This is a genomic window from Yoonia vestfoldensis SKA53 (assembly GCF_000152785.1).
In the GTDB taxonomy this organism is placed as follows: Bacteria; Pseudomonadota; Alphaproteobacteria; order Rhodobacterales; family Rhodobacteraceae; genus Yoonia; species Yoonia vestfoldensis_A.
Genome location: NZ_CH672414.1, coordinates 2,748,488 through 2,774,764, shown reverse-complemented (window position 1 = coordinate 2,774,764; position 26,277 = coordinate 2,748,488). Strand labels below are relative to the sequence as shown.

27 protein-coding genes are annotated in these 26,277 nt (G+C 61.8%); 16 read left to right on the top strand and 11 right to left on the bottom strand.

The annotated features are described in order from the left end of the window. Positions 1-115: 115 nt before the first annotated feature. Genes SKA53_RS13500 through SKA53_RS13470 form a run of 7 tightly spaced genes read left to right on the top strand, consistent with a single transcriptional unit; the run spans position 116 to position 6,768 of the window. Positions 116-1,855 carry a type I secretion system permease/ATPase gene (locus tag SKA53_RS13500; protein WP_040483316.1) on the top strand — a complete coding sequence of 580 codons (1,740 nt, stop codon included), beginning with the start codon at positions 116-118 and terminating at the stop codon, positions 1,853-1,855. Further along, positions 1,852-3,144 carry an HlyD family type I secretion periplasmic adaptor subunit gene (locus SKA53_RS13495; protein ID WP_007206724.1) on the top strand — a complete coding sequence of 431 codons (1,293 nt, stop codon included), beginning with the start codon at positions 1,852-1,854 and terminating at the stop codon, positions 3,142-3,144. Before SKA53_RS13500 ends, SKA53_RS13495 begins: the two co-directional genes overlap by 4 nt. Positions 3,145-3,199: 55 nt before the next feature. Continuing rightward, complete coding sequence (locus tag SKA53_RS13490) at positions 3,200-3,661, top strand: RidA family protein (protein ID WP_007206723.1); 462 nt, start codon at positions 3,200-3,202, stop codon at positions 3,659-3,661. Beyond that, positions 3,658-4,410, top strand: a complete 753-nt coding sequence (locus SKA53_RS13485) for a glycerophosphodiester phosphodiesterase family protein (RefSeq protein ID WP_007206722.1) — start codon at positions 3,658-3,660, stop codon at positions 4,408-4,410. Before SKA53_RS13490 ends, SKA53_RS13485 begins: the two co-directional genes overlap by 4 nt. Positions 4,411-4,440: 30 nt before the next feature. Further along, positions 4,441-5,625 (top strand): GNAT family N-acetyltransferase, encoded by a 1,185-nt coding sequence (locus SKA53_RS13480; protein WP_007206721.1) that lies wholly within the window; start codon positions 4,441-4,443, stop codon positions 5,623-5,625. Beyond that, positions 5,622-5,921, top strand: a complete 300-nt coding sequence (locus SKA53_RS13475) for a 4a-hydroxytetrahydrobiopterin dehydratase (RefSeq protein WP_007206720.1) — start codon at positions 5,622-5,624, stop codon at positions 5,919-5,921. The genes SKA53_RS13480 and SKA53_RS13475 overlap by 4 nt, the downstream gene beginning before the upstream one ends. Then, entirely contained in the window at positions 5,902-6,768 is an 867-nt protein-coding gene (locus tag SKA53_RS13470) for a mechanosensitive ion channel family protein (RefSeq protein WP_007206719.1), read from the top strand. Before SKA53_RS13475 ends, SKA53_RS13470 begins: the two co-directional genes overlap by 20 nt. Before the next feature lie 30 nt (positions 6,769-6,798). Here the strand turns inward: SKA53_RS13470 and SKA53_RS13465 are convergent, their stop codons facing one another. Beyond that, the gene (locus SKA53_RS13465) at positions 6,799-7,290 is read right to left on the bottom strand and encodes a peroxiredoxin (RefSeq protein ID WP_040482994.1); all 492 of its coding nucleotides are present in this window, start codon (positions 7,288-7,290) and stop codon (positions 6,799-6,801) included. A gap of 88 nt (positions 7,291-7,378) precedes the next feature. On the opposite strand from SKA53_RS13465, the gene SKA53_RS13460 reads away from it, so the two are divergent. Together SKA53_RS13460 and rsmD are read left to right on the top strand one after the other, a co-directional pair. Then, a complete protein-coding gene (locus SKA53_RS13460) occupies positions 7,379-8,593 on the top strand; it encodes an NAD(P)/FAD-dependent oxidoreductase (RefSeq protein WP_007206717.1) in 1,215 nt (404 codons plus the stop codon). Then, positions 8,590-9,153, top strand: a complete 564-nt coding sequence (gene rsmD, locus SKA53_RS13455; protein ID WP_007206716.1) for a 16S rRNA (guanine(966)-N(2))-methyltransferase RsmD — start codon at positions 8,590-8,592, stop codon at positions 9,151-9,153. Before SKA53_RS13460 ends, rsmD begins: the two co-directional genes overlap by 4 nt. Here the strand turns inward: rsmD and SKA53_RS13450 are convergent. From SKA53_RS13450 to SKA53_RS13425, 6 genes are all read right to left on the bottom strand, one after another. Further along, positions 9,141-10,007, bottom strand: coding sequence for a 4-(cytidine 5'-diphospho)-2-C-methyl-D-erythritol kinase (locus tag SKA53_RS13450; RefSeq protein WP_007206715.1), 867 nt, complete (start codon positions 10,005-10,007; stop codon positions 9,141-9,143). The genes rsmD and SKA53_RS13450 overlap by 13 nt on opposite strands. Then, the gene (locus tag SKA53_RS13445) at positions 9,994-11,685 is read right to left on the bottom strand and encodes a tetratricopeptide repeat protein (protein WP_242601273.1); all 1,692 of its coding nucleotides are present in this window, start codon (positions 11,683-11,685) and stop codon (positions 9,994-9,996) included. Before SKA53_RS13445 ends, SKA53_RS13450 begins: the two co-directional genes overlap by 14 nt. Before the next feature lie 246 nt (positions 11,686-11,931). Next, positions 11,932-12,438 (bottom strand): hypothetical protein, encoded by a 507-nt coding sequence (locus tag SKA53_RS13440; protein WP_007206713.1) that lies wholly within the window; start codon positions 12,436-12,438, stop codon positions 11,932-11,934. Further along, positions 12,435-13,676: a bifunctional folylpolyglutamate synthase/dihydrofolate synthase gene (locus SKA53_RS13435; protein WP_007206712.1), complete on the bottom strand. Its 1,242-nt coding sequence runs from the start codon at positions 13,674-13,676 to the stop codon at positions 12,435-12,437. The genes SKA53_RS13440 and SKA53_RS13435 overlap by 4 nt, the downstream gene beginning before the upstream one ends. A 29-nt stretch (positions 13,677-13,705) precedes the next feature. Continuing rightward, entirely contained in the window at positions 13,706-14,626 is a 921-nt protein-coding gene (gene accD / locus SKA53_RS13430; protein ID WP_007206711.1) for an acetyl-CoA carboxylase, carboxyltransferase subunit beta, read from the bottom strand. Between the two features lie 55 nt (positions 14,627-14,681). Further along, positions 14,682-15,587: a CPBP family intramembrane glutamic endopeptidase gene (locus tag SKA53_RS13425; RefSeq protein ID WP_007206710.1), complete on the bottom strand. Its 906-nt coding sequence runs from the start codon at positions 15,585-15,587 to the stop codon at positions 14,682-14,684. A gap of 108 nt (positions 15,588-15,695) precedes the next feature. Here SKA53_RS13425 and ilvD point away from each other — a divergent pair, with 108 nt between their 5' ends. The 7 genes from ilvD (at position 15,696) to SKA53_RS13390 (ending at position 23,245) form a co-directional block, all read left to right on the top strand. Then, on the top strand, positions 15,696-17,429 hold the full coding sequence (gene ilvD / locus SKA53_RS13420) for a dihydroxy-acid dehydratase (RefSeq protein WP_007206709.1): 1,734 nt from the start codon (positions 15,696-15,698) through the stop codon (positions 17,427-17,429). A 4-nt stretch (positions 17,430-17,433) separates the two neighbouring features. Then, on the top strand, positions 17,434-18,018 hold the full coding sequence (locus SKA53_RS13415) for a hypothetical protein (protein ID WP_007206708.1): 585 nt from the start codon (positions 17,434-17,436) through the stop codon (positions 18,016-18,018). 28 nt (positions 18,019-18,046) lie between these two features. Beyond that, on the top strand, positions 18,047-18,820 hold the full coding sequence (locus SKA53_RS13410; protein WP_007206707.1) for a DUF6478 family protein: 774 nt from the start codon (positions 18,047-18,049) through the stop codon (positions 18,818-18,820). Between the two features lie 10 nt (positions 18,821-18,830). Next, positions 18,831-19,196 carry a hypothetical protein gene (locus tag SKA53_RS13405; protein ID WP_007206706.1) on the top strand — a complete coding sequence of 122 codons (366 nt, stop codon included), beginning with the start codon at positions 18,831-18,833 and terminating at the stop codon, positions 19,194-19,196. A gap of 107 nt (positions 19,197-19,303) precedes the next feature. After that, complete coding sequence (locus SKA53_RS13400) at positions 19,304-21,328, top strand: NADPH-dependent 2,4-dienoyl-CoA reductase (RefSeq protein ID WP_007206705.1); 2,025 nt, start codon at positions 19,304-19,306, stop codon at positions 21,326-21,328. A gap of 185 nt (positions 21,329-21,513) precedes the next feature. Continuing rightward, positions 21,514-22,419: a LysR family transcriptional regulator gene (locus tag SKA53_RS13395; protein ID WP_007206704.1), complete on the top strand. Its 906-nt coding sequence runs from the start codon at positions 21,514-21,516 to the stop codon at positions 22,417-22,419. Positions 22,420-22,579: 160 nt separating this feature from the next. Further along, on the top strand, positions 22,580-23,245 hold the full coding sequence (locus SKA53_RS13390; RefSeq protein WP_242601272.1) for a GGDEF domain-containing protein: 666 nt from the start codon (positions 22,580-22,582) through the stop codon (positions 23,243-23,245). Positions 23,246-23,250: 5 nt separating this feature from the next. On the opposite strand, the gene SKA53_RS13385 is transcribed toward SKA53_RS13390, so the two are convergent. The 4 genes from SKA53_RS13385 to SKA53_RS13370 are packed head-to-tail and all read right to left on the bottom strand — an operon-like array spanning position 23,251 to position 26,186. After that, positions 23,251-24,174: an OmpA family protein gene (locus SKA53_RS13385; protein WP_007206702.1), complete on the bottom strand. Its 924-nt coding sequence runs from the start codon at positions 24,172-24,174 to the stop codon at positions 23,251-23,253. Then, entirely contained in the window at positions 24,171-24,737 is a 567-nt protein-coding gene (locus tag SKA53_RS13380; protein WP_040482992.1) for a peroxidase-related enzyme, read from the bottom strand. Before SKA53_RS13380 ends, SKA53_RS13385 begins: the two co-directional genes overlap by 4 nt. Continuing rightward, a complete protein-coding gene (locus tag SKA53_RS13375; protein ID WP_007206700.1) occupies positions 24,712-25,467 on the bottom strand; it encodes a GNAT family N-acetyltransferase in 756 nt (251 codons plus the stop codon). Before SKA53_RS13375 ends, SKA53_RS13380 begins: the two co-directional genes overlap by 26 nt. Beyond that, entirely contained in the window at positions 25,464-26,186 is a 723-nt protein-coding gene (locus tag SKA53_RS13370; RefSeq protein ID WP_040482991.1) for a competence/damage-inducible protein A, read from the bottom strand. The genes SKA53_RS13375 and SKA53_RS13370 overlap by 4 nt, the downstream gene beginning before the upstream one ends. Positions 26,187-26,277: the final 91 nt, after the last annotated feature.

The following is a 26,277-nucleotide window of genomic DNA, read 5'->3' as shown; positions in this document are numbered from 1 at the left end:
TGCCTGTGGATGTCATGTCGTTTCACGCCCCTCAATTGGCAAGCTTGTTAACCCATCCGTGCTTTGATCAGGGCCAGAGGCCGGCATGACCGGATCAGCGGGACAAATGGGCAAGATGACACAGGGTGCAACGGCACAGGGACGGGCCGAACTGCGCGCGGCAAGACGCGAAAGCGCGCCGTTGTACTGGATCGTTGGCGTCTTTAGCTTTTTCGTCAACCTGCTGATGCTGACCGGCCCGCTTTACATGCTCAACGTCTATGACCGCGTGCTGAACGCGCGGTCGGTGGAAACGCTGATCGCGCTGACCGTGCTGGTGGCGTTTCTTTACGCGATGATGGCGGTGCTGGATTACGTCCGTGGCCGCGTGATGGCGCGGGTCGGCGCGCGGTTTCAGGCACGGCTGGACCGGCGCGTGTTTGCCGCCGTCATGCGCGCCACGACCCTGCAACGCGCGCCACGGCAGGCCGCCACCGGCCTGCGCGATCTGCAAGCCGTGCAGCAGCTGATCACCGCGCCCGCGCTGATGGCGGTGTTTGATCTGCCTTGGGCGCCGTTGTTTTTCTTTGGCATCTTCATCTTTCATCCGCTGATGGGGCTGCTGGCCATCTGCGGCGCGCTGGTGCTGGTCTTTGTCGCCGTGCTGAACCAGATCACCACCAGCGCACCTTTGGCGCAGGCCAATGCGGCCAGCTTTGCCGCGGATCAGATGGGCAGCCAGATCCGGCAGGAAAGCGAGATTATCCATGCGCTGGGCATGCGCAACGCGGCCTTTGACCGTTGGCAGGTGGCGCGCGACACCGCGCTGGGGGCCAGTATCGGGGCCTCGGATGCGGCAGGCAGCTATGCTGCGCTGACCAAGGCGTTCCGGCTGTTCGTGCAATCGGCGATGCTGGGGCTGGGGGCCTATCTGGTCCTGCACGGCCAGCTGTCCCCCGGTGCGATGATTGCGGCGTCGATCCTGCTGGGCCGTGCGCTGGCCCCGATCGAGATGATCGTGGCCCAATGGGCCGTGTTCCAGCGCGGGTGCGAAGGCTGGGGCAATCTGGCGATTCTGCTGGGGCAAGTAACGCCCGATGCGCCCCGCATCCACTTGCCACGGCCCAAGGCGCGGCTGAGCGCGGAACAGATCACGGTCGTTCCGCCAGGTCAGGGTGTCGCGGCCTTGCGCATGGTCAGCTTTGATGTGCGCGCGGGACAGGCCGTGGGGGTCATCGGCACGTCGGGCGCGGGCAAATCCACGCTGGCGCGGGCGCTGACCGGTGTCTGGCAACCGGCGGGCGGGCAGATCAGGCTGGATGGTGCGGCACTGGATCAATACGATGCGGACGTGCTGGGCCAGCATATCGGCTATCTGCCGCAGCGCGTGCAATTGTGCGACGGCACGATCAAGGACAACATCGCCCGCATGGCGATGGCCCCCGACGATGCGGCGGTCGTGCTGGCCGCGCAAAAGGCGGCGGCACATGACATGATCCTGAAACTGCCCGATGGCTATGACACAAACGTCAGCGCCACCATGGGCCGGTTGTCGGGCGGACAGATCCAGCGGATCGGGCTGGCCCGCGCGCTTTATGGCGACCCTGTCGTGCTGGTGCTGGACGAGCCTAATTCCAACCTCGACAATGACGGATCACTGGCGCTGAACGCCGCGATCCGCGCGTTCAAGGCGGCGGGGGGCATCGTGTTCATCATGGCGCATCGGCCTGCCGCGATACAGGAATGTGACCTGTTGCTGGTCATCGACAACGGGATGCGCGGCGCGTTCGGGCCAAAGGATAAGGTGCTGGCCGACATGGTCCAGAACCATGCCCAGATCAAACGCGCCGCCGCGCAGTCGGGGGGGACGTCATGACCGCACCATGGCCCGTGCGGCGCTATCTGATCATTGGTGCCGCCACGCTGGCTGTGCTGGTCGGTGGTTTTGGCACATGGGCGGTGCTGGCGCAGATCAACGGCGCGGTGATCACCAGCGGCCAGATCGAGGTGGACCGCAACCGGCAGGTCGTGCAGCACCCGTTCGGCGGGGTGGTGACAGATATCCTTGTTGTCGAAGGCGATACTGTTGCCAATGGTGACCTGCTGATCCGGCTTGATCCGTCCGATCTGCAATCGGAACTGGCCATCGTCGAAGGACAGTATTTCGACATCCTTGCCCACCGCGCGCGGCTGGAGGCTGAACGCGACGATGCAGCCGCGCTGACATTTGACCCGATCCTGCGGGATGCCGGCACGCCCGCAGCGGCAGAGCTGATGCAGGGACAAGAACGCCTGTTTGCCGCACGGCTGGAAACCAGCCTGCAATCCATCCATCAACTGACCCAGCAACGCGCGCAGATCGCCAGCCAGATCACGGGGATCACCGCGCAACAAACCGCGCTGCAAACCCAACAACGCCTGATCACGCGCGAGTTGGCCGACCAGCAAAGCCTGCTGGACCGCGGGCTGGCGCAGGCCGGTCGGGTGCTGGCCTTGCAACGGGAAGAGGCCAGCCTGCAAGGTCGCGTCGGAGAATTGACAGCCATGGCCGCACAGGCCGCCGAACGGATGACCGAGATCGAGATTCAGGTGCTGGGCCTTGCATCCACCCGCCGCGAACAGGCGATCAGCCGCCTGCGCGACCTGCAATTCAACCAGCTGGAACTGGCCGAACGGCGCCAGACCTTGCTGCGCCAGCTGGACCGGCTGGATATCCGCGCGCCGGTGTCGGGGGTTGTCTACGCGATACAGGTCTTTGCGCCGCGTTCGGTGATCCGGCCTGCTGATCCGCTGCTGTTCCTGATCCCGCAGGACCGGCCCCTGATCATCGCGACACAGGTCCAGAGCACGGATATCGATCAGGTCTTTGTCGGGCAGGACGTGACCTTGCGGTTTTCCGCCTTTGACCAGCGGCGCACGCCGGAACTGGCGGGGCGCGTGACGCGATTGTCGGCAGATGCCTTTGCGGACGAAGTGACGGGCCAGTCGTATTACCGCGCGCAAGTGCAGGTGAACGCCGGTGAAATGCGGCGCTTGCCTATTGATCTGACCCTGATGCCCGGCATGCCGGTCGAGGCGTTTATGCGCACCGACGACCGCAGCCCGATGGATTACCTGATCAAGCCATTGGCGGATTATTTCACCCGCGCTTTGCGCGACACATGATTGCACGCCACAGCATTGCCCGCTAGCGTCCGGCCAAACAGCCAAGGAGTGTGACATGAGCGTGATCGAAACCCGTCTGGCCGAACTGGGCGTGACCCTGCCCGACGCCCCGGCCCCCGCGGCGAATTATGTCCCCTTCGTGCAGACCGGCAATCTGGTGCATGTGTCGGGGCAAATCTCGGCCAATGCGGATGGAATGATCAAAGGCAAGCTGGGCGCAGACATGGATATTGACGCCGGTGCAGCCGCCGCGCGTGCCTGTGCAGTCAGCCTGCTGGCGCAGCTCAAGGCGGCCTGTGGCGGTGACATCGACCGGCTGGTGCGGGTGGTCAAACTGGTGGGTTTCGTCAATTCGACCGCCGATTTCGGCGACCAGCCCAAGGTGATCAACGGCGCATCAGATTTCATGGTTGCAGCTCTTGGCGACAAGGGTCGGCATGCACGCTCTGCCGTCAGTGCCGCCAGCCTGCCCTTTGGCGTCGCAGTCGAAATCGAAGGCATTTTCGAGATCGCATGATGCTGCCTGCATCTTTGCTTGCCCGCCCTATCGCGCACCGCGCCTTGCATGACCGCAAGGCGGGGCGCGTGGAAAATTCGATGGCCGCGATCAAGGCCGCAATTGCCGCCGGTTACGGGATCGAGATTGACGTGCAATTGTCCAGCGATGGCCATGCGATGGTGTTTCACGACGACAGGCTGGACCGGCTGACCGCGCAAACCGGCCCTGTGCGCGCGCGCAGCCGTGCCGCACTGGAACAGATCGCGCTGAAAGACGACACCGGCACGATCCCCGCGCTGGAGGATGTTCTGGCGCTGGTCGCGGGTCAGGTCCCGCTGCTGATCGAGATCAAGGATCAGGACGGCAATATGGGGCCGGATGTCGGACCGCTGGAAACAGCGACCTGCGCCGCATTGGCCGATTACACGGGCGATGTCGCGCTGATGTCGTTCAACCCGCACAGCATGGCCGCCTGCCAGAGTATCGCCCCCGCCATTGCACGCGGTCTGGTGACATCGGCCTATGATCCGGTGTTCTGGCCCGAACTGCCCCCTGCGGTGCGCGACCATCTGCGCGACATCCCCGATTATGACCGCGTTGGTGCCTGTTTTATCAGCCACGAGGCGCTTGATCTGGCCCGCCCCCGCGTCGCGCAGATCAAGGCGACGGGCGCGCCGGTCCTGTGCTGGACCATCCGGTCGGCGCCAGACGCGGCAAAGGCACGCGAAATTGCGGATAATGTGACGTTCGAGGGTTATCTTGCTTGACGCGCGGCGCGCGCCCTCCAGTTAAAGAAGATGGACGGATCAGCAATCGAAATCACCACACATGCCAGCATCAAAGGCATTACCCCCGCCGACTGGGATGCTTGCGCCTGCCCAGAGGCCGCGGATGGCCGCCCGATCGATCCGTTCACGACGCATCGGTTTCTCAAGGCGCTGGAGGACAGCTATTCCGTTGGTGCTGGGACCGGCTGGCAGCCGCGGTATCTGACCGCGCAACAAGACGGGCAGATCATCGCCGCGGCCCCGCTTTTTGCAAAGGGGCATAGTCAAGGCGAATACATCTTTGACCACAACTGGGCGCATGCCTATGAAAACGCAGGCGGGCGATATTACCCGAAACTACAGATCGCGGTGCCGTTCACGCCAGCCACCGGGCGGCGGTTCCTGACCCGTCCGGGGTATGAGGCCGTGGGCATGGCCGCGCTGATCCAGGGGGCGGTCCAGATCGCCGCCGACAACAACCTGTCGTCACTGCACGCCACCTTCTGCACCGAGGCAGAGGCGCTGGCAGGCGCCGAAATGGGCCTGCAACCACGGATCGGGCAGCAGTTTCACTGGGTCAACGAAGGCTATGGCGGATTCGACGATTTTCTTGCCAGCCTGTCCAGCCGCAAGCGCAAGAACATCCGCAAGGAACGCGAGACTGCGCACGGGTTCGGCGGGCAGATCGTCGCGCTGACCGGCGACCAGATCCAGCCTGCGCATTGGGATGCGTTCTGGCAATTTTATCAGGACACCGGCAACCGCAAATGGGGCACGCCGTATCTGACGCGCAATTTCTTTCACTTCGCGCATCAGACCCTGCGCGATGACATGCTGATGGTCCTCGCGATCCGTGATGGTGTGCCTGTCGCGGGCGCGCTGAACTTTATCGGGCGCGACACTTTATATGGCCGGTACTGGGGCTGTACCGAACACCACGCCTGCCTGCATTTCGAACTGTGCTATTATCAGGCCATCGACTTTGCCATCGCGCAGGGTTTGGCACGGGTCGAGGCCGGGGCGCAGGGCGAACACAAGCTGGCGCGCGGCTATCTGCCAGTGCCGGTGCATTCGCTGCACTGGTTCGCGGATGCCGGCTTTCGCGATGCGATTGCCCGCTATCTGGTGGCCGAACGCGACGCGGTGGATCAGGAAATCGAGGTGCTGACCAGCTACGGTCCGTTCCGCAAAACCGACAGGGAAGAACAACAATGACCGACGCACTGACAAAAGCCGAACGCGACAGCGACCTTGCCCCCCTTTTGGCCAATGGCTGGCACATGGTCGAAGGGCGCGACGCGATCCATAAACAATTCGTGTTCCGCAACTTCATCGAAGCCTTTGGATTCATGACAAAGGTTGCCCTTTGGGCCGAAAAATGGAATCACCACCCCGAATGGTCGAATGTCTATAAAACCGTCGAGGTGACATTGACGACCCATGACGCGGGCGGATTGTCGGCGCTGGATACCAAACTGGGCGCCAAGATGGATGCGCTTGCCGGGGGCTGATTTGGACGATTTGCTAACGACCGAGATTATCAACGGGCGGACGCTGGCCGATCTTTTGACGCTGGAATTCGTGATCTCTGTCTTTGGCAGCGTTCTGGCCGCGATCCTGATCCTTGTTGCGGGGTTCATCATCGGTGGTTGGCTCCGCGGGCGGTTAATCCGGGTTGGCCAGATGAACCGGCATCTGGACGCGACGCTGTTCAGCTTTCTGGGCAATATCATCCGCTATGTCGTTATCGGCTTTGCCTTCCTGTTCGTGCTGAACACCTTCGGGGTGCAGACGACATCCTTTGTCGCCGTTATCGGTGCTGCCGGTCTGGCCATTGGTCTGGCCTTGCAGGGGACGTTGTCCAATATCGCGGCGGGTGTGATGATCGTGTTCTTCCGCCCCGTGAAACTGGGCGATTTCGTCGAGGTGAACGGCCAGATGGGCACGGTGAAGGAAATCAACCTGAATTTCATCGAACTGGCGTCAGTGGCGAATGTGCAGATCATCATTCCCAACTCTCAGGTCTGGGGCAACACGATCGTCAATTATTCCGCCTATGACAGCCGCCGCGCGGAATGGGTGTTCGGCGTCGGCTATGGCGCGGACCTGAAACTGGCCGAGGAAACGATTCGTACAACGATCCTGTCGGACTCACGGTCACGAACCGAGCCGGAACCATTCATTCAGGTTAACAACCTTGGTGATTTTTCGGTCGATTTTCTGGTGCGCGTCTGGTGTTCCAGCGCCGATTTCTTTCAATATCAGGCCGATATGAAACGGCAGGTGAAAGAGGCGCTGGATGCGGCAGGTGTGGAAATCCCGTTCCCCACGCGCAAGGTGCTGAACACGGCGGAATGAAAAGGGCGGCCCAAAGGACCGCCCGTTATCTTAGCCCAGTTCCGCCAGCAGGGTTTCGCCTGCCGAAATCTCGCACTGGCCGGGGCCTGCTTCTTCGTTGAGGATCTTGACCACGCCATCCTCGACCAGCATCGCGTACCGCTTGGACCGGTTGACAAATCCCACGGGGGCCGCGCTGAAATCCATGCCGATTGCTGTGGTAAAGGCGCTTTCGGCATCGGCCAGCATGGTAATGCCGGTCTCGATCGCGCGGGTGCTTTCGCCCCAGGCCTTCATCACGAAAGGATCATTGACCGACACGCAGATGATTTCATCCACGCCTTTGGCCATGAAGGCATCATAGGTGACCATGAAGCTGGGCACATGGGCCGTGGTGCAGGTGCCGGTATAGGCGCCGGGCAGGCCAAAGATCACAACCTTGCGGCCCTTGATCTTGTCGGCCAATGCCACGGATTCTGGCCCGTTGTCGCCCATCACCAGAAAAGTCGCATCTGGCAGTGCATCGCCTGTCTTGATTGTCATGGCTTTCGCCCCCTGTTCGCGTTGTATCACCGATTGCTTCCCATATAGAGTGCTGCAAAACAAGTGGTGTCACCAAGGGAACAGTTTCATGACGGATGTTGTCGTCGTCGGTGCCGGACAAGCCGGAGCCTCAGTTGTCGCAAAATTGCGCGCCGAAGGATTCGCAGGCACGATCACCCTGATCGGCGCGGAAAAGGTACCACCCTATCAGCGTCCGCCGTTGTCCAAGGCCTATCTGCTGGGCGATATGGCGCAGGAACGGCTGTATCTGCGGCCAGCGGGGTTTTACGCCGATCAGGACATCGCCCTGCGGCTGGACACACGGGTCGTGGCGATTGATCCGGCGGCACAGACCATCACGCTGACCGGCGATGAAACGCTGCGCTATGACCATCTTGTGCTGGCCACCGGCGCGCATCCACGCACCCTGCCCGCCGCGATTGGCGGCACGCTGGACGGTGTTTACGCGATGCGCGATCTGGCCGATGCCGATGCGCTGGCCCCCGAACTGGTGGCAGGGCGTCAGGTTTTGATCGTCGGTGGCGGCTATATCGGGCTGGAGGCGGCGGCGGTCGCGGCCAAACGCGGGCTGCGCGTGACACTGGTGGAAATGGCGGACCGTATCCTGCAACGGGTGGCGGCACCGCAGACATCGGATTACTTTCGCGCCCTGCACCGCGCCCATGGCGTGACGATCCGCGAATCTGTGGGGCTGGACCGTCTGCTGGGCGATACCCGCGTGACAGGCGCGCGGCTGACCGATGGCACCGAACTGAGCATTGATTTCGCCATTGTCGGCGCGGGGGTCACGCCTGCGACGGTGCTTGCCGATAGCGCGGGCCTGCATGTGGGCAACGGGATCACCACCGACAGCCATGGCCGCACGTCCGATCCGCATATCTGGGCGGCGGGTGATTGCGCGTCCTGCCTGTTTCACGGCAATCGTATCCGGCTCGAAAGCGTTGGCAACGCGATTGATCAGGCCGAGGCCGTGGCGCTGAACATCATGGGCCGCGACCTGCCTTACCTGCCCAAACCCTGGTTCTGGTCGGATCAATATGATTGCAAATTGCAAATCGCGGGGCTGAATACGGGCTATACCCATGTGCATCTGCGCAAGGGTGAAACCCCCGGCAGCCAGTCGCACTGGTATTATCGCGGCGCGGACCTGCTGGCTGTCGATGCGATGAACGACCCGCGCAATTACATGATCGGCAAGCGCCTGATCGAGGCCGGGCGCAGCCCTGATCCCGCGCTGATCATCGCCCCTGCCACCGACATGAAGGCGCTGCTGACTGCATGAGGATCATTGCAGGCACCCATCGCGGCACGCGTCTGGCCGATGTCGGCGCGGGTGACGAAGCCGCCCATCTGCGCCCGACCAGCGACCGCGTGCGCGAAAGCCTGTTCAACGTGTTGCAAGGCGGCCGTTTCGGCGATGCTGTGCGCGGGGCGCGCGTGCTGGACCTGTTTGCAGGCACAGGTGCCTTGGGGCTAGAGGCTTTGTCGCGCGGGGCGGTCCATGCGACCTTTGTCGATAACGGCGGTGCGGCACAGACCCTGATCCGCGCCAATATCGCCAAGCTGCGGCGCGAACGGGACACGCGGTTGATCCTGACCAGTGCGGTGGCGATACCAGCGGGCCAGCCTTGCGATCTGGTGTTTCTTGACCCGCCTTACGGTATGGCACTGGGTCATACCGCGCTTGATGCAGCGCTGCGCCAGGGCTGGATCGCGCCTGGTGCCTTGATCGTCTGGGAAGAAGCGCGCGGACAAGTCGCCCCACAAGGGTTAACCGTGGCAGATCAGCGCCGCTACGGCGATACTTTCGTGACGCTGATGCGCCGCGATCAGGCGGGCTGAAGCACCGCAGCAGGGGCGACCCACCAGTTCATATGCGCCACCTGCATCCGGCGCGCGACCTGAGTGGCGGTGGCCATATCCTTGACAAGCCCGTAACATGTCGCCCCCGACCCCGACATACCTGCGAAACTGACGGCTGGCAGCGCGCGCAATGCGGCGATAGCTTGGGCAATTTCGGGCGCGATGCTTTCGGCGGGGGCTTGCAGGTCATTGCGCTGTGCCGACAGCCATTGCGCGAAACTGTCATAATCAAGACCATGGGGCAGATCATCCATGCCGCTGCCATCACGGCTGGTCAGCGCCTGAAACACGGCCGAGGTCGCGACATCGACGGGCGGGCGGACCAAAACCAGCGCGCAATCGGGCAGGCGCGGCACATCCAACAGGGTTTCGCCGATCCCTGTCATCCGCGTGGGTGCAGGGGCTTGCAGGCAAACAGGGACATCGGCCCCCAAGGCGACCACCTCTGGCCCATTGGCGGGCAAAGGCGGCACGCCCCAGAGTTCCGCCAGCATCGCAAGGGTCAGTGCCGCATCCGACGACCCGCTGCCAATGCCTGCCGCATGCGGCAGACGCTTTTCTAGCGTCAGCGCAGCACCCATTTCGACCCCGCGCACCCGTTTCAGCGCCATGGCCGCCCGCATCATCAGGTTGCTGTCATCAGTCGGCACACCGGGCGAAAACGGGCCGCTGACGCTGATCCGCAGGTCGGCCGAACTCGTCGCGCTCAACTGGTCGCAGACATCGGCAAACACCACCAGGGAATCCAGCAAGTGATAGCCGTCATCGCGGCGGCCGGTGACATGCAGGGTCAGGTTGACCTTGGCCGGGGCTGTGGCCTTAATCGTTGCCACGGGCCAGCCTGATCGGATCTTTGCCTTCGTCGATCAACACGAGGTCAAGCCCACGATCCAGCTTGTCGCGAATGCGTTGCGCATCGGCCTCGGTGGGGTTGAACGACAAGGCGCGCTGCCATTGAAACCGCGCTTCGATGCTGCGCCCAACGGCCCAATACGCATCGCCCAGATGGTCATTGATGACCGGGTCGACAGCCTCCAGCGTCGTCGCGCGTTCAAGGATTTCGACCGCATCGTCATATTGACCAAGCCGGAACAACACCCAGCCCAGTGAATCGACGATCGCGCCATTGTCGGGCATGGCCGCGACGGCGCGTTCGATCATCGCCAGCGCCTCGTCAAGTTTTTCGCCGCGTTCGACCAGTGAATAGCCCAGATAATTGAGAACCTGTGGATTGCCGGGCTGCAAGGCGAGGGCAGCACGAAAATCCGCTTCGGCCTCGGGCCAGAGATCCAGCTGGTGGTTGGCAATGCCGCGCGCATAAAAAACCACCCATTTGGCGGGCGCGCTGTCGTCATATAGCGACAGCGCGCCGGTATAGGCTGCTTTGGCATCTTCAGGACGGCCAGCCTCGCGCAGCAGGTTGCCTTTGGCGGCAAAGACGCGCGGCATGTCGGGATATGCGCGCGCCAAGGCTTCAAGGACCTCCAGCGCGGCGTCGCGCTTGCCGGCGGCGCGCAGCACATCGGCGCGCCCCAGCTCTGCCGATGCAAACGCCGGATCGTCGCGCGCGACCCCGGTATAAGCGGCATTGGCCAGATCATATTGCCCCAGATCTTCCAGCAAGCCAGCGGTCATCAGCACCGCTGGCGTGTCTTCGGGTGCAAGCGCTGTCGCGGCGCGCGCGAACAGCAGGGTAAAGGTGTCAGGCGTATCAGTCTGTATCAACCCCGCCACGGTGATATAAACCTCTGCCAGCCCGGCCTGCGGGGTCGGCACGGCGGCAAAAGGCACGGCTTGGCCCGATACCAATGCGGCGCGCAGCGCGGCGACCGCTGCATCGGGCTGCCTGCCGAAGATATCGTCAAGCAAGGCCAGCGCCTGCGGATTGCGGCCAAGCTGGCTGAGGATCTCGATATGGGCAATGGCGCTTTTGCGGCTGTATTGCATATCGGAGCGGGCCGAAAACAACGCCTCGGCCCCATCGAAATCACCAACCGATGCAAGGGCGTAGGCTTTGTGGGTGACCCCGTATGTCGTCATATTGTCGGTTTCGATGACCTGATCAAACTGGGCAAGCGCGCGGCGGATATTGCCATTGCCCAGATGCGCCCAGCCTTGCGTCAACCCATCGACAAGCGGGCCAACGGACCGTCCGCTTTCCAGCGATTCGAATATTCCGTACCAATTGCCCGCCTTGGCGTCAGCGACATTGACGACAAGATCGGCAATCTGGCTGGGCAGGCCACGGCGCACCATGTCGCGTGCAATCACCTCGGCCTTGTCGAAATCGCCAAGCGCCACGAAAGATGTCAGCGTGCTTTCCAACAGCACCGGATCGCCCGGATCAGCTCGAAGAGCGGTGCCAAAATACCGCGCGCCCTGTGCAAAATCATTGGCGCCTGCCGCCTGCCGCCCGGCCAGATAGGCCCCAAGCTCGGCCTGCGCCAGCGCCGGCACGGCCTGCGCGCACAGACCGGCGATCATGCCAGCAATCAGTGTTTGTTTTCGCACGGTCACGCCTACCTTTCGGGCTTATGCCTTGACGCTAGCCTTTCATCGGACGTCTTGCAAATCTGCGGGCCGGTCGGGCAGCAATAAGTCGCGGATCAACCACAGATATGCCCGCAAACAAAGAGGCAGGCCCGAAAGCCTGCCGTCTCGTCCCGCCCCACTGCCCGGCAGCGCCCGTTTTTGCGGCGCTTTGCGTTAAGCGAATCCTATGCGATGAAGTGATTCGCCGTCAAGTGACTGATTCGCTTAACTGGTCGGCGCGTAGATTTCGCAGATCGGGCTGACAGGGGTTGGGCTGACCAGAAACGGTGTTTCGGGCGGCATCCCGCTTTGTTCAATCCAGACGCCGTTGAGGCAGAAATCCTGCGCATAATTGCCAAGGTTGAACCCGAAACCCGGATTGCCGCAATCATCGGCATCGCCATTGGCATTCCATGCCTGACTGACCCCCAGCCCCAGTTCATCCGGCGTCAGAAAGGCACCGCGCAACGGATCGAAATGCAGCTGCCATGTGGCGTCCGCGTCGCGCGTCTGCATGTCCCATTTGCCGATCAGCAGACCGTCAAGATAGCCCGCGATGCGAAACTGGGTGACGTCAGCCTCGGTCAGCAGCGGCTGCGACAGGGCAGCAGGGTTCACCGTCATCTGGCCGGTCATGGTATAACCGTTCGCACCTTCCCAGCAGAAATAGAAATCAACCGCCTGCGCCTGCGTGCCGATCAATGCGGCGGCGGCGGCAAGTCTGGCGATCATGCCCCGTTTTCCCGCATCACATGACCCGCCAGATAGAGCGACCCGCAGATCAGGATGCGCGCCTGCGGATGCGCCGCCCTGATCGCGGTGATCGCATCCTGCACGCTGGCGGCGGTGCTGGCGGGCAGGCCCACATCCGCGGCAAAGCGGGCGGTATCTTCGGCGGGGATCGTCGCTGCCTCGCCGGGGATGGACACGGCGGTCAGGCTTTGGGCGATACCGGCCAAAGGGCGCAGATAGCCTGCGATATCCTTGGTGTTCAGCATCCCGCAGATCAGATGCGTGGGGCGCGGCGATTGCGCGCGCAGCGTCGCGGCAAGGGCGACGCCAGCGGCCGGGTTATGCCCGCCATCCAGCCACAATTCGGCAGGGGCTGCCAGATCGACCAGCGCGCCCTTGGTCAGTTTTTCCATCCGCGCGGGCCAATAGGCGCGGGTGATCGCAGCCTCGCAAGCCGCCTCGTTACAGCCCAGATGGCGCAGTGCTGCAATGGCGGCACCGGCATTCATCACCTGATGCGGACCGGGCAGGTTGGGCAGCGGCAGGTCCAGCAGGCCGCGGTCATCCTGATAGATCAGCCGGTCGCGCTCGGTGCTGACATGCCAATGTTGGCCATAAGCCAGCAACGGCGCGCCGTTGCGCGCGGCGACGGCCTCTATCACATCCATGCTTTCGGGGTGCTGCGGGCCGACAACACATGGCACACCGCGTTTGATGATCCCCGCCTTTTCACCTGCGATGGCGGCCAGCGTATTGCCCAGATATTGCTGATGATCCAGATCGACCGGCGTGATGATCGTCAGCGCCGGGCGTGCCACCACATTCGTGGCATCGAGCCGCCCGCCAAGCCCGACCTCGAGCAGCGTGTAATCAGCCCGCGTTTCGGCAAAGGCCATCAGGGCGGCGACAGTCGTGATCTCGAAATAGGTGATCGGGTCAGTGCCATTGGCCTGATAGCAGCGGTCCAGCACATCGCTCAGCGCGGGTTCTGTGATCAGATCACCCGCGAGCCTGATGCGTTCGTGAAACCGTGCCAGATGCGGTGACGTATAGGCATGCACAACGCTGCCGCCCTGTTCCAGCCCCGCACGGATCATCGCCTGCGTGGACCCTTTACCATTGGTGCCCGCGACATGGATGACGGGGGGCAAACGGTCTTGCGGATCGCCCACGGCAGACAACAGCCGCCAGACGCGATCCAGCGTCAGGTCAATGACCTTGGGGTGCAAAGCCATCATCCTTTGCAGGATTGCGTCAGAGCCTGGTGTCACTTGTCCGCGTCCACCATTGCGGGCGTGGGGGTGATGTCAGGGGCTGGCAGATCGCCCTTGATCGCCGGGGCCTGTCTGGTCAGCAGGCGCACGATGGTGACCAGTTCATCTTTCAGATCGGTGCGTTTCGTCACCCGGTCCAGCATCCCGTGATCCAGCAGATATTCGGCGCGCTGGAACCCTTCGGGCAGTTTTTCCCCGATGGTCTGCTCGATCACTCGCGCACCGGCAAAGCCGATCAGCGCATTGGGTTCGGCGATCTGGATATCACCCAGCATCGCATAGGACGCGGTGACACCCCCCGTGGTCGGATGGGTCAGCACGACGATATAGGGCAGCCCCGCCTCTTTGAGCATCTGCACCGCGATGGTGGTGCGTGGCATCTGCATCAGGCCAAGGATGCCTTCTTGCATCCGCGCGCCACCGGCGGCGGAAAACAGGATCAGAGGGCGCTTGAGCGCAATCGCGCGTTCGGCGGCAGCAACGATAGCATTGCCGACATACATCGACATTGACCCCCCCATGAAGGAAAAGTCCTGCACGGCGACGACAACGCCGGTGCGGCCCATGTCACCCTCGGCGACCAGCATCGCGTCTTTTTCGCCGGTTTTCTTGCGGGCTTCCTTGATGCGGTCGGTGTATTTCTTCTGGTCGCGGAAATGCAGCGGGTCGGCGACAGGTTCAGGCACAGCCACCTCGACAAAGACGCCGCCGTCGAACAAGGCCCGCAGCCGGTCGCGCGCGACGATCGCCATGTGGTGATCGCAATTTGTGCAGACATTCAGGTTGTCGGCAAGTTCGCGGTGGAACAGCATGGTCCCGCATTCGGGACATTTGGTCCATAGATTCTCGGGCACTTCGCGGCGCGAAAACAACGAATTGATCGTTGGGCGAACGTAATTGGTGATCCAGTTCATGGGCGGGCCTTCTACTTGACCAAAAACAGATATGACCCTGCGGGTGAAAATGCAATCAGCGCTTGATCGCTATCCGTGCGGCCAGCCACATCACTAGCACCCAAAAGCCCAAGGTCAGGGCCTGAACAATCACCGACGGATCAAGCAAGGTCGCAAGGCTGTAATCAAGGACTGCGGGGTCTTCATAGGGATAAACGAACAAAGCAAGGCCCGAGGCCGGCCAATCCGCGACCGCGTAAAGCAGCAGCGCAAAGGCGTTATTGGCCAGATGCAGCCCGATGGCGGCACCCAGATTGCCAGTCCGCGCGGTCAGATCGGCGCAGGCCAACCCCAGCAAGGCTGCCCAAACCGCCCAGATCAGCCCGTCGGCGGGACCATAGCCGTTCGCATAATGCAACGCCCCGAACAGGACCGAGGGAAACACCATCCACGCCCAGCGCGATTGCGACAGGCAGGCCAATTGCTGTTGCAAATAACCGCGAAAGAACAGCTCTTCGGTGCCGACCTGCACCAAAAGCGCCAACAGACCGACAGGCAGCAGCAAAAGCCAAGTACCGACATCGCGCATCATCACCGCTTCATCGGCAAAGGGGCGGGGCGGCAACATTTCGACCACCAGCAGGACCAACCCGACAGCCCAGACAACCTGTATCAGCTTCGCCCAGGCAGCACTGCGACCACCAACCAGCGACCAGAACCCGCGCCGGTGCAAAACAGGCAACAAACCCACAAGGCCAAGCCCCGCGACACCAAAGCTGAAGAATTGCAGCAGCGTGCCAAATGCGCTCGTCCCTGCGACATAGGCATCGCGCGCGGCGTCCGGCAAAAGCAGGACCAGACCGACAGGGGACAGCACGAAAATCAGTTCGACCAGCAAGATCATGGTCAACACGCGCCAGATGTCCCGCACCGGCCATGCAGGGCGGATGAACGCGGCATGGGCGCGGTAGGGATCATTCATACCCCTGATTACACGCCCAGCCACACGGCCCGCAATGGCGGTTTCGCGCTTGTGTCACTGACGCCCGTTATTTAGACCAAATCCAACAGTTTTTCGGAGAGAGATTTCATGCCCAGCAACCGTGTCGACAAATCCAAATTGCCCAGCCGCCACGTGACTGAAGGCCCGTCTCGCGCGCCGCACCGGTCCTATTTTTATGCGATGGGCCTGGACGAACATGAGATCGCACAGCCTTGGGTCGGTGTCGCCACCTGCTGGAACGAAGCAGCCCCCTGCAACATCACGCTGAACCGGCAGGCCCAAGCCGTCAAGGTCGGCGTCAAGAACGCCAAAGGCACGCCGCGCGAATTTACCACAATCACCGTCACCGATGGCATCGCCATGGGCCATGAAGGGATGCGGTCGTCACTCGCATCACGCGAAGCGATTGCCGATACCGTTGAACTGACGATGCGCGGCCATTGCTATGACGCGCTGGTCGGTCTGGCCGGTTGCGACAAATCCTTGCCCGGGATGATGATGGCGATGGTGCGGCTGAACGTGCCGTCGGTGTTCATCTATGGCGGCTCAATCCTGCCGGGCCGGTTAAACGGGCAGGACGTGACCGTCCAAGACGTGTTCGAAGCGGTGGGCAAGCATCAGGCCGGTAATATGACCGATGCGGAGCTCGAAATCCTTGAACGCGTCGCCTGCCCCTCTGCTGGGGCTTGTGGTGGACAATTCACCGCCAACACCATGGCCTGCGTGTCCGAAGCAATCGGTCTGGCGCTGCTCAATTCCTCTGGCGCGCCTGCGCCCTACGAATCGCGCGATCAATATGGTGTCGCTTCGGGCGAGGCCGTGATGAACCTGATCGCCAAGAACATCCGCGCGCGCGATATCGTCACGCGCAAATCACTGGAAAACGCGGCACGGATCGTGGCCTGCACCGGCGGGTCCACCAATGCCGGTCTGCACCTGCCTGCGATCGCCGCCGAGGCTGGCATTGATTTTGATCTGTCCGATGTCTGCGAGATTTTCCGCGATACGCCCTATTTCGTCGATCTCAAACCGGGCGGCAAATATGTGGCCAAGGATCTTTACGAGGCAGGCGGCGTGCCTGTCGTGCTGAAAGAACTGCGCAAGGCCGGTCTGATCCACGAAGATTGCATGACAGCGACAGGCCGCGTGATCGGTGAAGAACTGGACATGATCAAGGGTGAGGCGGATAACCGCGTCATCTATTCCGTCGCCAATCCGATCACGAAAACCGGCGGTGTTGTCGGCCTGAAAGGCAACCTTGCCCCCGAAGGCGCCATCGTCAAGGTCGCGGGCATGTCCGAGGAAGAACAGATATTTACCGGCCCTGCCCGCGTGTTCGAATGCGAAGAAGACGCGTTCGAGGCCGTAAAAGCCCGCCAATATGAAGAAGGCGAAGTCATCGTTATCCGCAACGAAGGCCCTGCAGGCGGCCCCGGTATGCGCGAAATGCTGTCCACCACCGCCGCTTTGTCGGGCCAAGGCATGGGCAAAAAGGTCGCGCTGATCACCGACGGCCGCTTTTCAGGTGCGACACGCGGGTTCTGCGTGGGTCACGTCGGCCCAGAGGCCGCGCAGGGCGGCCCCATCGCGCTGTTGAAAGACGGCGACATGATCACGCTGAACGCGCGCACCGGCGAATTGTCGGTGGCGCTGACCGATGCAGAACTGGCCGAACGGCGCAAAACCTGGGCTGGCCCGCGCGAAACTATCTATGCCTCGGGAGCCTTGTGGAAATATGCACAGCTGGTCGGATCGACCCGTCTGGGCGCATTGACCCATCCAGGTGCCAAGGGCGAAAAACACATCTATATGGACCTGTAAGGGCATGTTCAGACGCGCCATCGCCTTGGTCGGGATCGCGGCACTTGCTGCCTGCAATCCTGTCGGCGTGGCGCAACCTGTGGCGCTGCTGACCGGTGATCTGGTGGTCACGCCGCCAGCGGGCTATTGTGCTGATCCGGTGTCCAGCCGCCTGCGCGCCGGTTTCGCGGTTTTTGCGCCCTGTGTCACGCTGGGCACCGATGCGCCCGTGCCATCCATTATTGGCGTGGCGATTGTGCAGGCCGGGGACATGGGTTCTGCCATGGTCACAGGCGCGGAAACCAGCCTCCACGATTTGCTGACCAGCCCGCAAGGCGCAGGGCTGCTGAGCAACGGCAGCGGTGCGACGATCAGCGTCATTTCCGCGCAAGCGTCAGGCGGGCGCGTGACCGTCCATTTCCGCGATACGGCTGCGCCCCCAATGGACGGGCTTGGCCCTGACGAATGGCGCGCCTTTACCGATATAAATGGCCGGCTTGTTACAGTGTCGGTGCGCGGGCTGGATGACGCGCCATTGTCGGCAGCGCGCGGTGACGCCTTGCTGGATCAGGTCCTGCGCGGCTTGTCAGCGCCGCAAGGCACGCCATAAACGGACCACCCGAAAGGACCACAAAGCGATGCCAATCACGCCACAGGGTTTGCTGGGCCGACTGTTTCACAAAGGCGCGCTGGCGCGGTGGCGCGCGGCCGCAAGGCGCGCAGACAAGACAGACCTGATCGCCCTGCGTGCGCAACGCTATCAGGCACGGCAGTTGAAAACCACCTTGCTGGATCTGTGCCACCAAGCCGACGACAGGCTGGCCCTGCCCCTGATCGGGTCCGACAGCTTTGCCCGGCCGGTCGGGACGGATTGGGCATGGCGGCCCGCGGTCTGGCGGCGGAAGCTGGATACAGCCGGGCGCGCACCGGTGCGTAACACAACGCGGATCGGAGAAGAAATTGGCATCTTTCACGATTGCCCGCGATCACAAATCACTGTCCGCCAAACCCGAAACCTGCGTGATATTGATATTTCACCGTTTAGTTTGCGCATAGAAGTTTTCCATTTTGATGGCAGCTATCTGTCGCTGGCCCTTGACCTGCCCGCGGCCAGTTGCGCGGGCTTGCGCAAGCAGCATGTCATCGCGCTCACGGCCATGGTCGAGGCGGAGCAGCCCATCAGCATCTTTGCGCGGCTGAACCTGCGCAATGGCCCCAATACCGAACAGATATTGCTGCCACTGCCGCAGACCGGCGCGCCATCGACGGTCGCCTTCGATCTTGCCTATACCCAGCTAAACGAACAGCGGGCAGAGCATATCTGGATCGACCTGATGTTCGAAAATCCGGCGATGAACTGCGTCACCCTGCGCGATCTGACCATCTGCCGCTATCCGCGCGCGCAAGTTTGAAAGGTGCTTCATGTCCCATCCGGTTTTGACACAATCGCAATTGCGCGCAGGCATCTGGGAGTTCACCGTTACCTGCACGGCGACACCCGACCTGATCGCCAGCCATGAAGGACAGGTTTTGCCCGATCTGCGCTGCACCCAAGGGTCAGGGCCAGACAGCTGGCGATGCAGCCTGCCGGTGCCAGCCGCGATCTTGCACGACGGATTGCAAACCATCGTGATCCGCAGCGCGGACGGCATCACCATCGGCAGTCTGGCCATCCTGTCGGGTGCAGCGCTGGCCGATGATATCCGCGCGGAAATCGACCTTTTGCGCTGCGAACTTGACCTGCTGAAAGCTGCATTCCGCCAGCAACATCATCCCAAAACGGATTAGGCTGCCTGCGGTTTCCCGCTGGTGATCCATCTGGTGATGTGACGCCACGTTGGGCGTGACGCGGCGGGCAGCTTTGGCCATTCTTTGCATAACCAGAGAGGCCCGCCATGACGCAATATCCACATCTTCTTGCACCGCTTGATCTGGGGTTTACCACGCTCAAGAACCGCGTGCTGATGGGGTCAATGCATACCGGTCTGGAAGAAACCGGCGATTGGAACCGCGTTGCCGCATTCTATGCCACCCGCGCGCGCGGCGGTGTCGCGCTGATGGTCACCGGCGGGATGGCCCCCAACCCCGAAGGCGGCGTTTTCCCGGGTGCGGCAGGGCTTTATACCGATAAAGACATTGCCAACCACCGCATCGTCACAACCCGCGTCCATGATGCAGGCGGCAAGATAGCGATGCAGATATTGCATGCAGGCCGCTATGCTTATGGTCCCAAATGCGTGGCGCCTTCTGCAATCAAATCCCCGATCTCGCCCTTCGCGCCGCAGGAATTGGACGAGGACGGGATCGAAAAGCAGATCAGCGATATTGTCACCGCCGCCACCCGCGCCCGCGAAGCAGGCTATGACGGGGTCGAGGTGATGGGGTCCGAAGGCTATTTCATCAACCAGTTTCTGGTCACCCATACCAACAAACGCACCGACCGCTGGGGCGGGTCTTATGAAAACCGGATGCGCTTGCCGGTCGAAATCATGCGCCGCGTGCGTGCCGCCGTGGGCCTCGATTTCATCGTGATCTACCGGCTGTCGATGATCGACCTGATCCCCAACGGATCGACTTGGGAAGAGGTCGTTCAGCTTGCAAAGGCGATCGAGGAAGCAGGGGCGACCATCCTCAACACCGGCATCGGCTGGCACGAGGCGCGGATTCCCACCATCGCCACATCCGTGCCGCGCCGCGCCTTTGCATGGGTCACGCAGAAATTGATGGGCGAAGTGTCGATCCCGATCATCACATCGAACCGGATCAACACCCCCGACGTGGCTGAACAGGTGCTGGCCGAAGGCTGCGCCAATATGGTCAGCATGGCGCGGCCTTTCCTTGCCGATCCCGATTTCGTGGCCAAGGCCGCTGCGGGCAAGGCCGCCGAGATCACGCCCTGCATCGCCTGCAATCAGGCCTGCCTTGATCACACCTTCAGCGGCAAACTGTCGTCCTGTCTGGTCAATCCACGCGCCTGCCATGAAACCGAACTGACCATAGCGCCCGCGACAACCTGCAAAACGATCGCTGTCATCGGCGCTGGCCCTGCGGGCCTGTCCGCCGCCCTGACCGCCGCAGAGCGCGGGCATCATGTCACGCTGTTCGACAAATCAGACCGGATCGGCGGGCAGCTGAACCTTGCCAAACAGGTGCCCGGCAAAGAGGAATTCTGGGGCCTTGTTGATTACTACGACACAATGGTCGCCAAGGCAGGCGTCACACTGGCGCTGGGCCGTGTCGCGACACCAGATGATCTGGCCGGTTTTGACGAAATCATCATCGCAACAGGCGTGCTGCCGCGTGATCCCGCAATACCGGGGCAGGATGGCCCCAATGTCGTGTCCTATATCGACGTGCTGCGCGGCGCGGCAACGGTCGGCGACAAGGTCGCCATCATCGGGGCGGGCGGGATCGGGTTCGATGTGGCGGAATTTCTGGTGACCGACCACAGCCCAACAGACCACCTGCCCGACTGGTTGCAGGAATGGGGCGTGGGCGACCCCGCCGAGGTGCGCGGCGGCCTGCGCGCAGAAGGCCCACAGCCCGATGCACCAGTGCGGCAAGTGACGCTGTTGCAGCGCAAGGCCGAAAAGCTGGGCAAGCGGCTGGGCAAGACAACAGGCTGGATTCACCGTGCGGGCCTGCAGATGAAGAATGTGCAGATGATTGGCGGCGTGAATTACGAAAAGATCGACGCAGCGGGATTGCATATCAGCCATGGCGCGGATCGCAGCGATCCCAAGCTTATCGCGGCCGATACGATCGTGCTTTGCGCCGGTCAGTTGCCCGAACGCGGCCTTGCCGACCAGCTGATCGCAGCAGGGCAAAACGTGCATGTGATCGGCGGCGCGGATGTAGCGGCTGAACTAGACGCAAAACGCGCCATCGACCAAGGCACACGGCTGGCGGCAACGCTCTAGCGCCGCAGAGCCACAGCCAAGCCTGTGGTGAATACCCCTAAATCCGCAGGGGTGTTTGCCATTTTCTGTTTCCAGATTGTCACCAAAGCCGATCTCTTCCCCCATATTGTCAGGCATTTGTCCCATTCCTGCCTGAATTAGGCGGCAGGATTGTCTGAATGGCACAAGTAAGTTGGAAGTCGGGAATGGATCGCCTCACGGAAATGGAAGCCTTTGCAACGGTTGTTGATCAGGGTGGCTTTACCGATGCGGCGAAAAGGATGGGGATTTCCAAATCGGCCGTGTCCAAACATGTGTCCGCGCTAGAGGCGCGGCTGGGTGCGCGGCTTTTGAACCGGACCACCCGCCGCGTCAGCCCCACGGAAATCGGGCTGGCCTATTACGACCGCGCGCGCCGTGTGCTGAACGATGCGGGCGAAGCCGATGCGCTGGTCACATCCATGCAGACAGCACCTTCGGGGTTGTTGCGGATCAGCGTGGCCACCGATTTCGGGGTGAATCACCTGTCGCAGGTTCTAGGCGCATTTCTGGGCGCATATCCCGATATCACCGTGAACATGGTGCTGAACAACCGCTATGTCGAACTGATCTCGGAAGGGTTCGACATGGCGGTGCGGATTGGCGAGCTTGAAGACAGCACCTTGCGCGCGCACAAACTGACCGAAACCACACGGCGCATGATCGCAAGCCCCGGCTATTTCACACAATACGGCCGCCCCAACAAAATCGACGACCTGAATAATCACAAGCTGCTGCATTATTCCAACCAGTCCAATTCCGCGGTCTGGAAACTGACCGCGCCATCGGGCGAAAAGCGGCAGGTCCGCACGGCAGGCTGGCTGACGGTGAATGACGGGCAATCGCTGCTGAACGCCTGCATCGGTGGGCTTGGCATCGCCTATCTGCCCAGTTTTCTCTACGCCGACGCCATGCGCAAAGGTCTGGTCGCAGAGGCGATCCCAGACTTGCCAATTGAAACCCAGGGGATTTTTGCCGTTTACCCGCAAGGGCATTTCACACAGCCAAAAGTCCGTGCTTTCGTCGATTTTCTGTCACGCACATTTGCCGGCAAAGGCCCCGATCGCTGGTAGCAGCGCCAAGCTTGATGTGAGCAACGATCTGTTAATCCGTGCCGGATAAGCTGCGCCTGTCGATCGAGGGGCGTTTATGGAAAAGATGATCAAGCTTCTTGCGCCCCGCAGCCGGCTGGGCGTGGTCACGCGTGTGCTTTTGTTTACCGCTGCGCTGTCCTTGGCCAATATCGTGTTTTCCGTCATTATTGCGCCGCTTCTGCCGGATGTCCCGTTCCTCTATGGTATTGCAAGGGCGGTCTTTGTCGCTATGCCGTTGTTATGTTTGCTGTTCGGGGTGATGATGTATCAGGCACAGCTGCAACGCCGGCTGTCATTCATGTCGCGCAAGGATTGGCTGACCGGGATGAACAACAGGCGGACCTTCTTCGACCTGGCCAGCACGCGAAGCCAACAATGTAAAACAGGCATCTTGTTGATGCTTGACGCAGATCACTTCAAGCAGATCAATGACACGTATGGCCATCAGGCTGGTGATATCTGTTTGAAAGCAATTTCTTACATGCTTTCACGCAACCTGCGTGTGGGCGATGTCAGCGGTCGGATTGGGGGCGAGGAATTTGCCATCCTGCTGGCTGATGCAAAGCCCGACCACGCCCGCGTGATTAGTGAACGCCCGACCAAACCCATTCCGTTTCGCGTCGGACCTGCGCATCTGACTATCACGCTATCAATCGGTGCTGTCATTACCTCGCCCGAGACGCCATTGGAGGTTTCGCTCAGCCTTGCGGACAAGGCGTTGTATCAGGCCAAATCAGAAGGCCGCGCGCGCGTGGTATTTGCAGAGCCTGTTTTTGACAGCGGCCAGATTCGGCTGGCTCTGTGATCGCGCTAATCGGTCGATGTGACGATGACTTCGACCCGCCGGTTGGCATCGCGTCCCGTTTCCGTCTGATTAGACGCAATCGGCGCAAGATAACCCATACCTTCGGCCGCCAGCTGGCGCCTGTTAACGCCGTGCCTGGTGACAAGCCGGTCCAGAACGGCCCTTGCACGGCGCTGTGACAGCGCGATGTTAATGTCCAGCGCACCGGCGGAATCGGTATGGCCGACCAAGGCAACCGACCTGTCGGGATAGGCGGCAAGATAGGCTGCCAGTTCGGCCAGCGATGCGAATGCGGCCTCGCTTAATTGGGCAGAGCCTATCGTGAAATCCAGATCACGCAGGATCGCATGCCCCAGATCATCCAATTGCTGCGCAAGGCTGCCATTGGCCTGCCCGACCGGCGCAGCTGTCGCCGTGGCCAAAGGCTGCATATCCAAGCCCGTGGGTGTGATCTGCGTGATCTGCACAAAGCTGGCGTCAGCCATCCGACTGATGACGAGCGTCAGATATTCCAGCCCGTCCGCTGTCGTGCGTTCCGCCGCCAGATACCTGAAATCGCCAATATTCACCTGCATTTCCGGTGGCGGCAAGGTATCGATCGCAAAGCGAAAGTCGAACCCGCCGCAGGCCTCTGTCTGGCATTCGAACAGGATGCGGAAACGCGCATCGCGCAATTGGTCGCGCAATGGGCGCAACAATGCCAACGTGGTCAAAGACTGCGTCGCAATCCGCCAAGCCTGCTGCGTCACATACCCTTCGACCGGCAGGAAAGGCACCGCCCCATCGGCCCAAATACCCGTTGGCAAGGCATAGCTGTCCAGATGAAGATCACCTGCGGCCTGCAACACGGCGTCCGCCGGAAGCTCCAGCACTTGCGCCTGCGCTGACATGCCCCAAAGCGCAAGCAAACCTGCAGCAAGTCTGATCATCGGGCCTGCGCGTGATAGGCGTCGTTCGGGCGCATATCGGTCGCTGATGCGATCCGGTTGGTCATGTTGAAAAACCCTGCGACAGCGGCGATATCCCAGATGTCACGATCCGAAAACCCGACCTGCCGCAGCGCGTCACGGTCTTTTTCGGTGATCGTCGCGCTGGCCAGTGTCATGGTTTCGGCAAATAGCAGCATCGCCGCCTGGCGCGCATCCAGCGGGGCCACCCGCCAGTTCATCACCAGCATTTCGCCCAAGGCCGGATCGCCTGACAATTGCCGCACCGCAGCCCCATGCGCCGTCAGGCAATAGTAACATTTATTGGCCGACGACACCGCGACCGCGATCATTTCGCGGTCCAGCTTGGACAGGCCAGATGGGGCCAGCATCACATCGTTATACAGCGCGGTAAACGCGTTCAGCTTGTCGATATCAAAAGCATAGGCGCGCAGGACATTCGGCACGAACCCCAGCTTTTCCTGACAGATGTCAAAGTATTTCTGGGTCGGCTCCGGCAGCGGATCGACCATCGGCAAGTCAAGGGCGGTGGGTTGGTCGGTCAAGGCTGTTCTCCGGCATGATACGATAATGATACTGTCCCACAACCTCCATCCCGAGGGAAGCATAGAGCGCATTGGCGGCAGTATTCGCCTGCGTCGCGACCAGCGTCAGCCAGCGCGCACCCTGCCCCCGCGCCCAGAAGGCGCTGGCGACCATCATATGCCGGGCCAATCCTTGCCTGCGATGCGCCGCCGCGATTTCGACGGCATGCACCATGACGCAATCCCCGTGGATAGCTGCGAACAAGGTGCCTGCGGGCCGGTCGTTGATCCGCCCAAGGATCGTGGTTTTCGGCATCGGCGCACGGTCCATGATGGCAAGCCTGCCTGCGGTGATCCCCCCTGCGGCCCAAATCTCTTCCTGTGCCGCAAGCGGTGGCCAGACCTCGAAGGTCGTCACAGGGGGCGGGCGCTGGGTGGCGATCTGATCCAAGGCGGCGGCATGGATATTGACGGGGTCCTTGATCACATAGCCGCGCTGCGCCAGCGCGTCATCAAGCGCGCCCTCGCTTGCGCGAATCATGAACAGCGGCGTCTGCCCTGCCGCGCGCATGGTGGTGGCGGCCAGCGTGATGTCATTGGCGGTCCACGGCCCCTGCGCCGTAGCGGCGCAAACGCGGCTGCTGTTGCTGGCATCAAGCCGGATCGTCCAAGGCCCGATATTGCGCTGCGCTGCGGGTGGCCATGTGCCTGCGATCACCTGATAGCAATATTGCGCAGATGGCAGGCTCATGCGGCGAACAGGTCTTGCAGACGCGCAAAGGCGGCTTCGACCGCGGCCTGATCCGCGCCCCGGATCACAAGGTTCGCGCCGTAAACACCGTTGCGTTGAAACGGATAGGACCCCACCGACAGATCGGGATGATCGGCGGCAAACGCACCCAAAGGCCCGGCGATATCGCCCTCGCCGCGGATCACCTCGAGCGTGCGGGACAAAAGCGGCGCGCCGCCTGTCAGGGTCGGCAGAACGCTGGCGACCATCGCCTGAAACACCATCGGCACGCCCGCCATCACATGCACATTGCGGATGCTGAACCCAGGTGCGGTGCTGACGGGATTGTCGATCAGCGTGGCACGCGCGGGGATACGGGCCATGCGCAAACGGGCCTCGTTCAACTCCTGCCCCGACCGGTCGTAATGCGCCTGCAACAAGGCGCGCGCATCATCGCGCACGTCAATCGTGTCGCCAAAGGCGGCGGCAATGCAATCGGCGGTGATATCATCATGCGTCGGCCCGATGCCACCGCTGGTGAACACATGATCATACTCTACCGACAGCGCCTGCACGGCGGCGATGATCGCGGGGGCATGGTCACTGACGATGCGAACCTCGCACAGATCGATGCCGATCTCAGTCAGCCGCCCCGCCAGATGGTGCATATTGGCATCGCGGGTCCGGCCCGAAAGAATTTCGTCGCCGATCACCAGCATGGCGGCAGTAGGGTTGGGCATGTGTCGTCTCCTGTGAAGTCACCTGCTTTATAGATCGTGGCACGCGCTTTGCCATGCCCTAGAACTTTGGCACGACTTCCCATATATCGAC

Bases quoted from the DNA above. Each gene is read 5' to 3' on its own strand.
- SKA53_RS13500 (WP_040483316.1), top strand. From the start codon at position 116: ATGACACAGGGTGCAACGGCACAGGGACGGGCCGAACTGCGCGCGGCA.
- SKA53_RS13495 (WP_007206724.1), top strand. From the start codon at position 1,852: ATGACCGCACCATGGCCCGTGCGGCGCTATCTGATCATTGGTGCCGCC.
- SKA53_RS13490 (WP_007206723.1), top strand. From the start codon at position 3,200: ATGAGCGTGATCGAAACCCGTCTGGCCGAACTGGGCGTGACCCTGCCC.
- SKA53_RS13485 (WP_007206722.1), top strand. From the start codon at position 3,658: ATGATGCTGCCTGCATCTTTGCTTGCCCGCCCTATCGCGCACCGCGCC.
- SKA53_RS13480 (WP_007206721.1), top strand. From the start codon at position 4,441: ATGGACGGATCAGCAATCGAAATCACCACACATGCCAGCATCAAAGGC.
- SKA53_RS13475 (WP_007206720.1), top strand. From the start codon at position 5,622: ATGACCGACGCACTGACAAAAGCCGAACGCGACAGCGACCTTGCCCCC.
- SKA53_RS13470 (WP_007206719.1), top strand. From the start codon at position 5,902: ATGCGCTTGCCGGGGGCTGATTTGGACGATTTGCTAACGACCGAGATT.
- SKA53_RS13465 (WP_040482994.1), bottom strand. From the start codon at position 7,290: ATGACAATCAAGACAGGCGATGCACTGCCAGATGCGACTTTTCTGGTG.
- SKA53_RS13460 (WP_007206717.1), top strand. From the start codon at position 7,379: ATGACGGATGTTGTCGTCGTCGGTGCCGGACAAGCCGGAGCCTCAGTT.
- rsmD (WP_007206716.1), top strand. From the start codon at position 8,590: ATGAGGATCATTGCAGGCACCCATCGCGGCACGCGTCTGGCCGATGTC.
- SKA53_RS13440 (WP_007206713.1), bottom strand. From the start codon at position 12,438: ATGATCGCCAGACTTGCCGCCGCCGCCGCATTGATCGGCACGCAGGCG.
- SKA53_RS13435 (WP_007206712.1), bottom strand. From the start codon at position 13,676: ATGATGGCTTTGCACCCCAAGGTCATTGACCTGACGCTGGATCGCGTC.
- accD (WP_007206711.1), bottom strand. From the start codon at position 14,626: ATGAACTGGATCACCAATTACGTTCGCCCAACGATCAATTCGTTGTTT.
- SKA53_RS13425 (WP_007206710.1), bottom strand. From the start codon at position 15,587: ATGAATGATCCCTACCGCGCCCATGCCGCGTTCATCCGCCCTGCATGG.
- ilvD (WP_007206709.1), top strand. From the start codon at position 15,696: ATGCCCAGCAACCGTGTCGACAAATCCAAATTGCCCAGCCGCCACGTG.
- SKA53_RS13415 (WP_007206708.1), top strand. From the start codon at position 17,434: ATGTTCAGACGCGCCATCGCCTTGGTCGGGATCGCGGCACTTGCTGCC.
- SKA53_RS13410 (WP_007206707.1), top strand. From the start codon at position 18,047: ATGCCAATCACGCCACAGGGTTTGCTGGGCCGACTGTTTCACAAAGGC.
- SKA53_RS13405 (WP_007206706.1), top strand. From the start codon at position 18,831: ATGTCCCATCCGGTTTTGACACAATCGCAATTGCGCGCAGGCATCTGG.
- SKA53_RS13400 (WP_007206705.1), top strand. From the start codon at position 19,304: ATGACGCAATATCCACATCTTCTTGCACCGCTTGATCTGGGGTTTACC.
- SKA53_RS13395 (WP_007206704.1), top strand. From the start codon at position 21,514: ATGGATCGCCTCACGGAAATGGAAGCCTTTGCAACGGTTGTTGATCAG.
- SKA53_RS13385 (WP_007206702.1), bottom strand. From the start codon at position 24,174: ATGATCAGACTTGCTGCAGGTTTGCTTGCGCTTTGGGGCATGTCAGCG.
- SKA53_RS13375 (WP_007206700.1), bottom strand. From the start codon at position 25,467: ATGAGCCTGCCATCTGCGCAATATTGCTATCAGGTGATCGCAGGCACA.
- SKA53_RS13370 (WP_040482991.1), bottom strand. From the start codon at position 26,186: ATGCCCAACCCTACTGCCGCCATGCTGGTGATCGGCGACGAAATTCTT.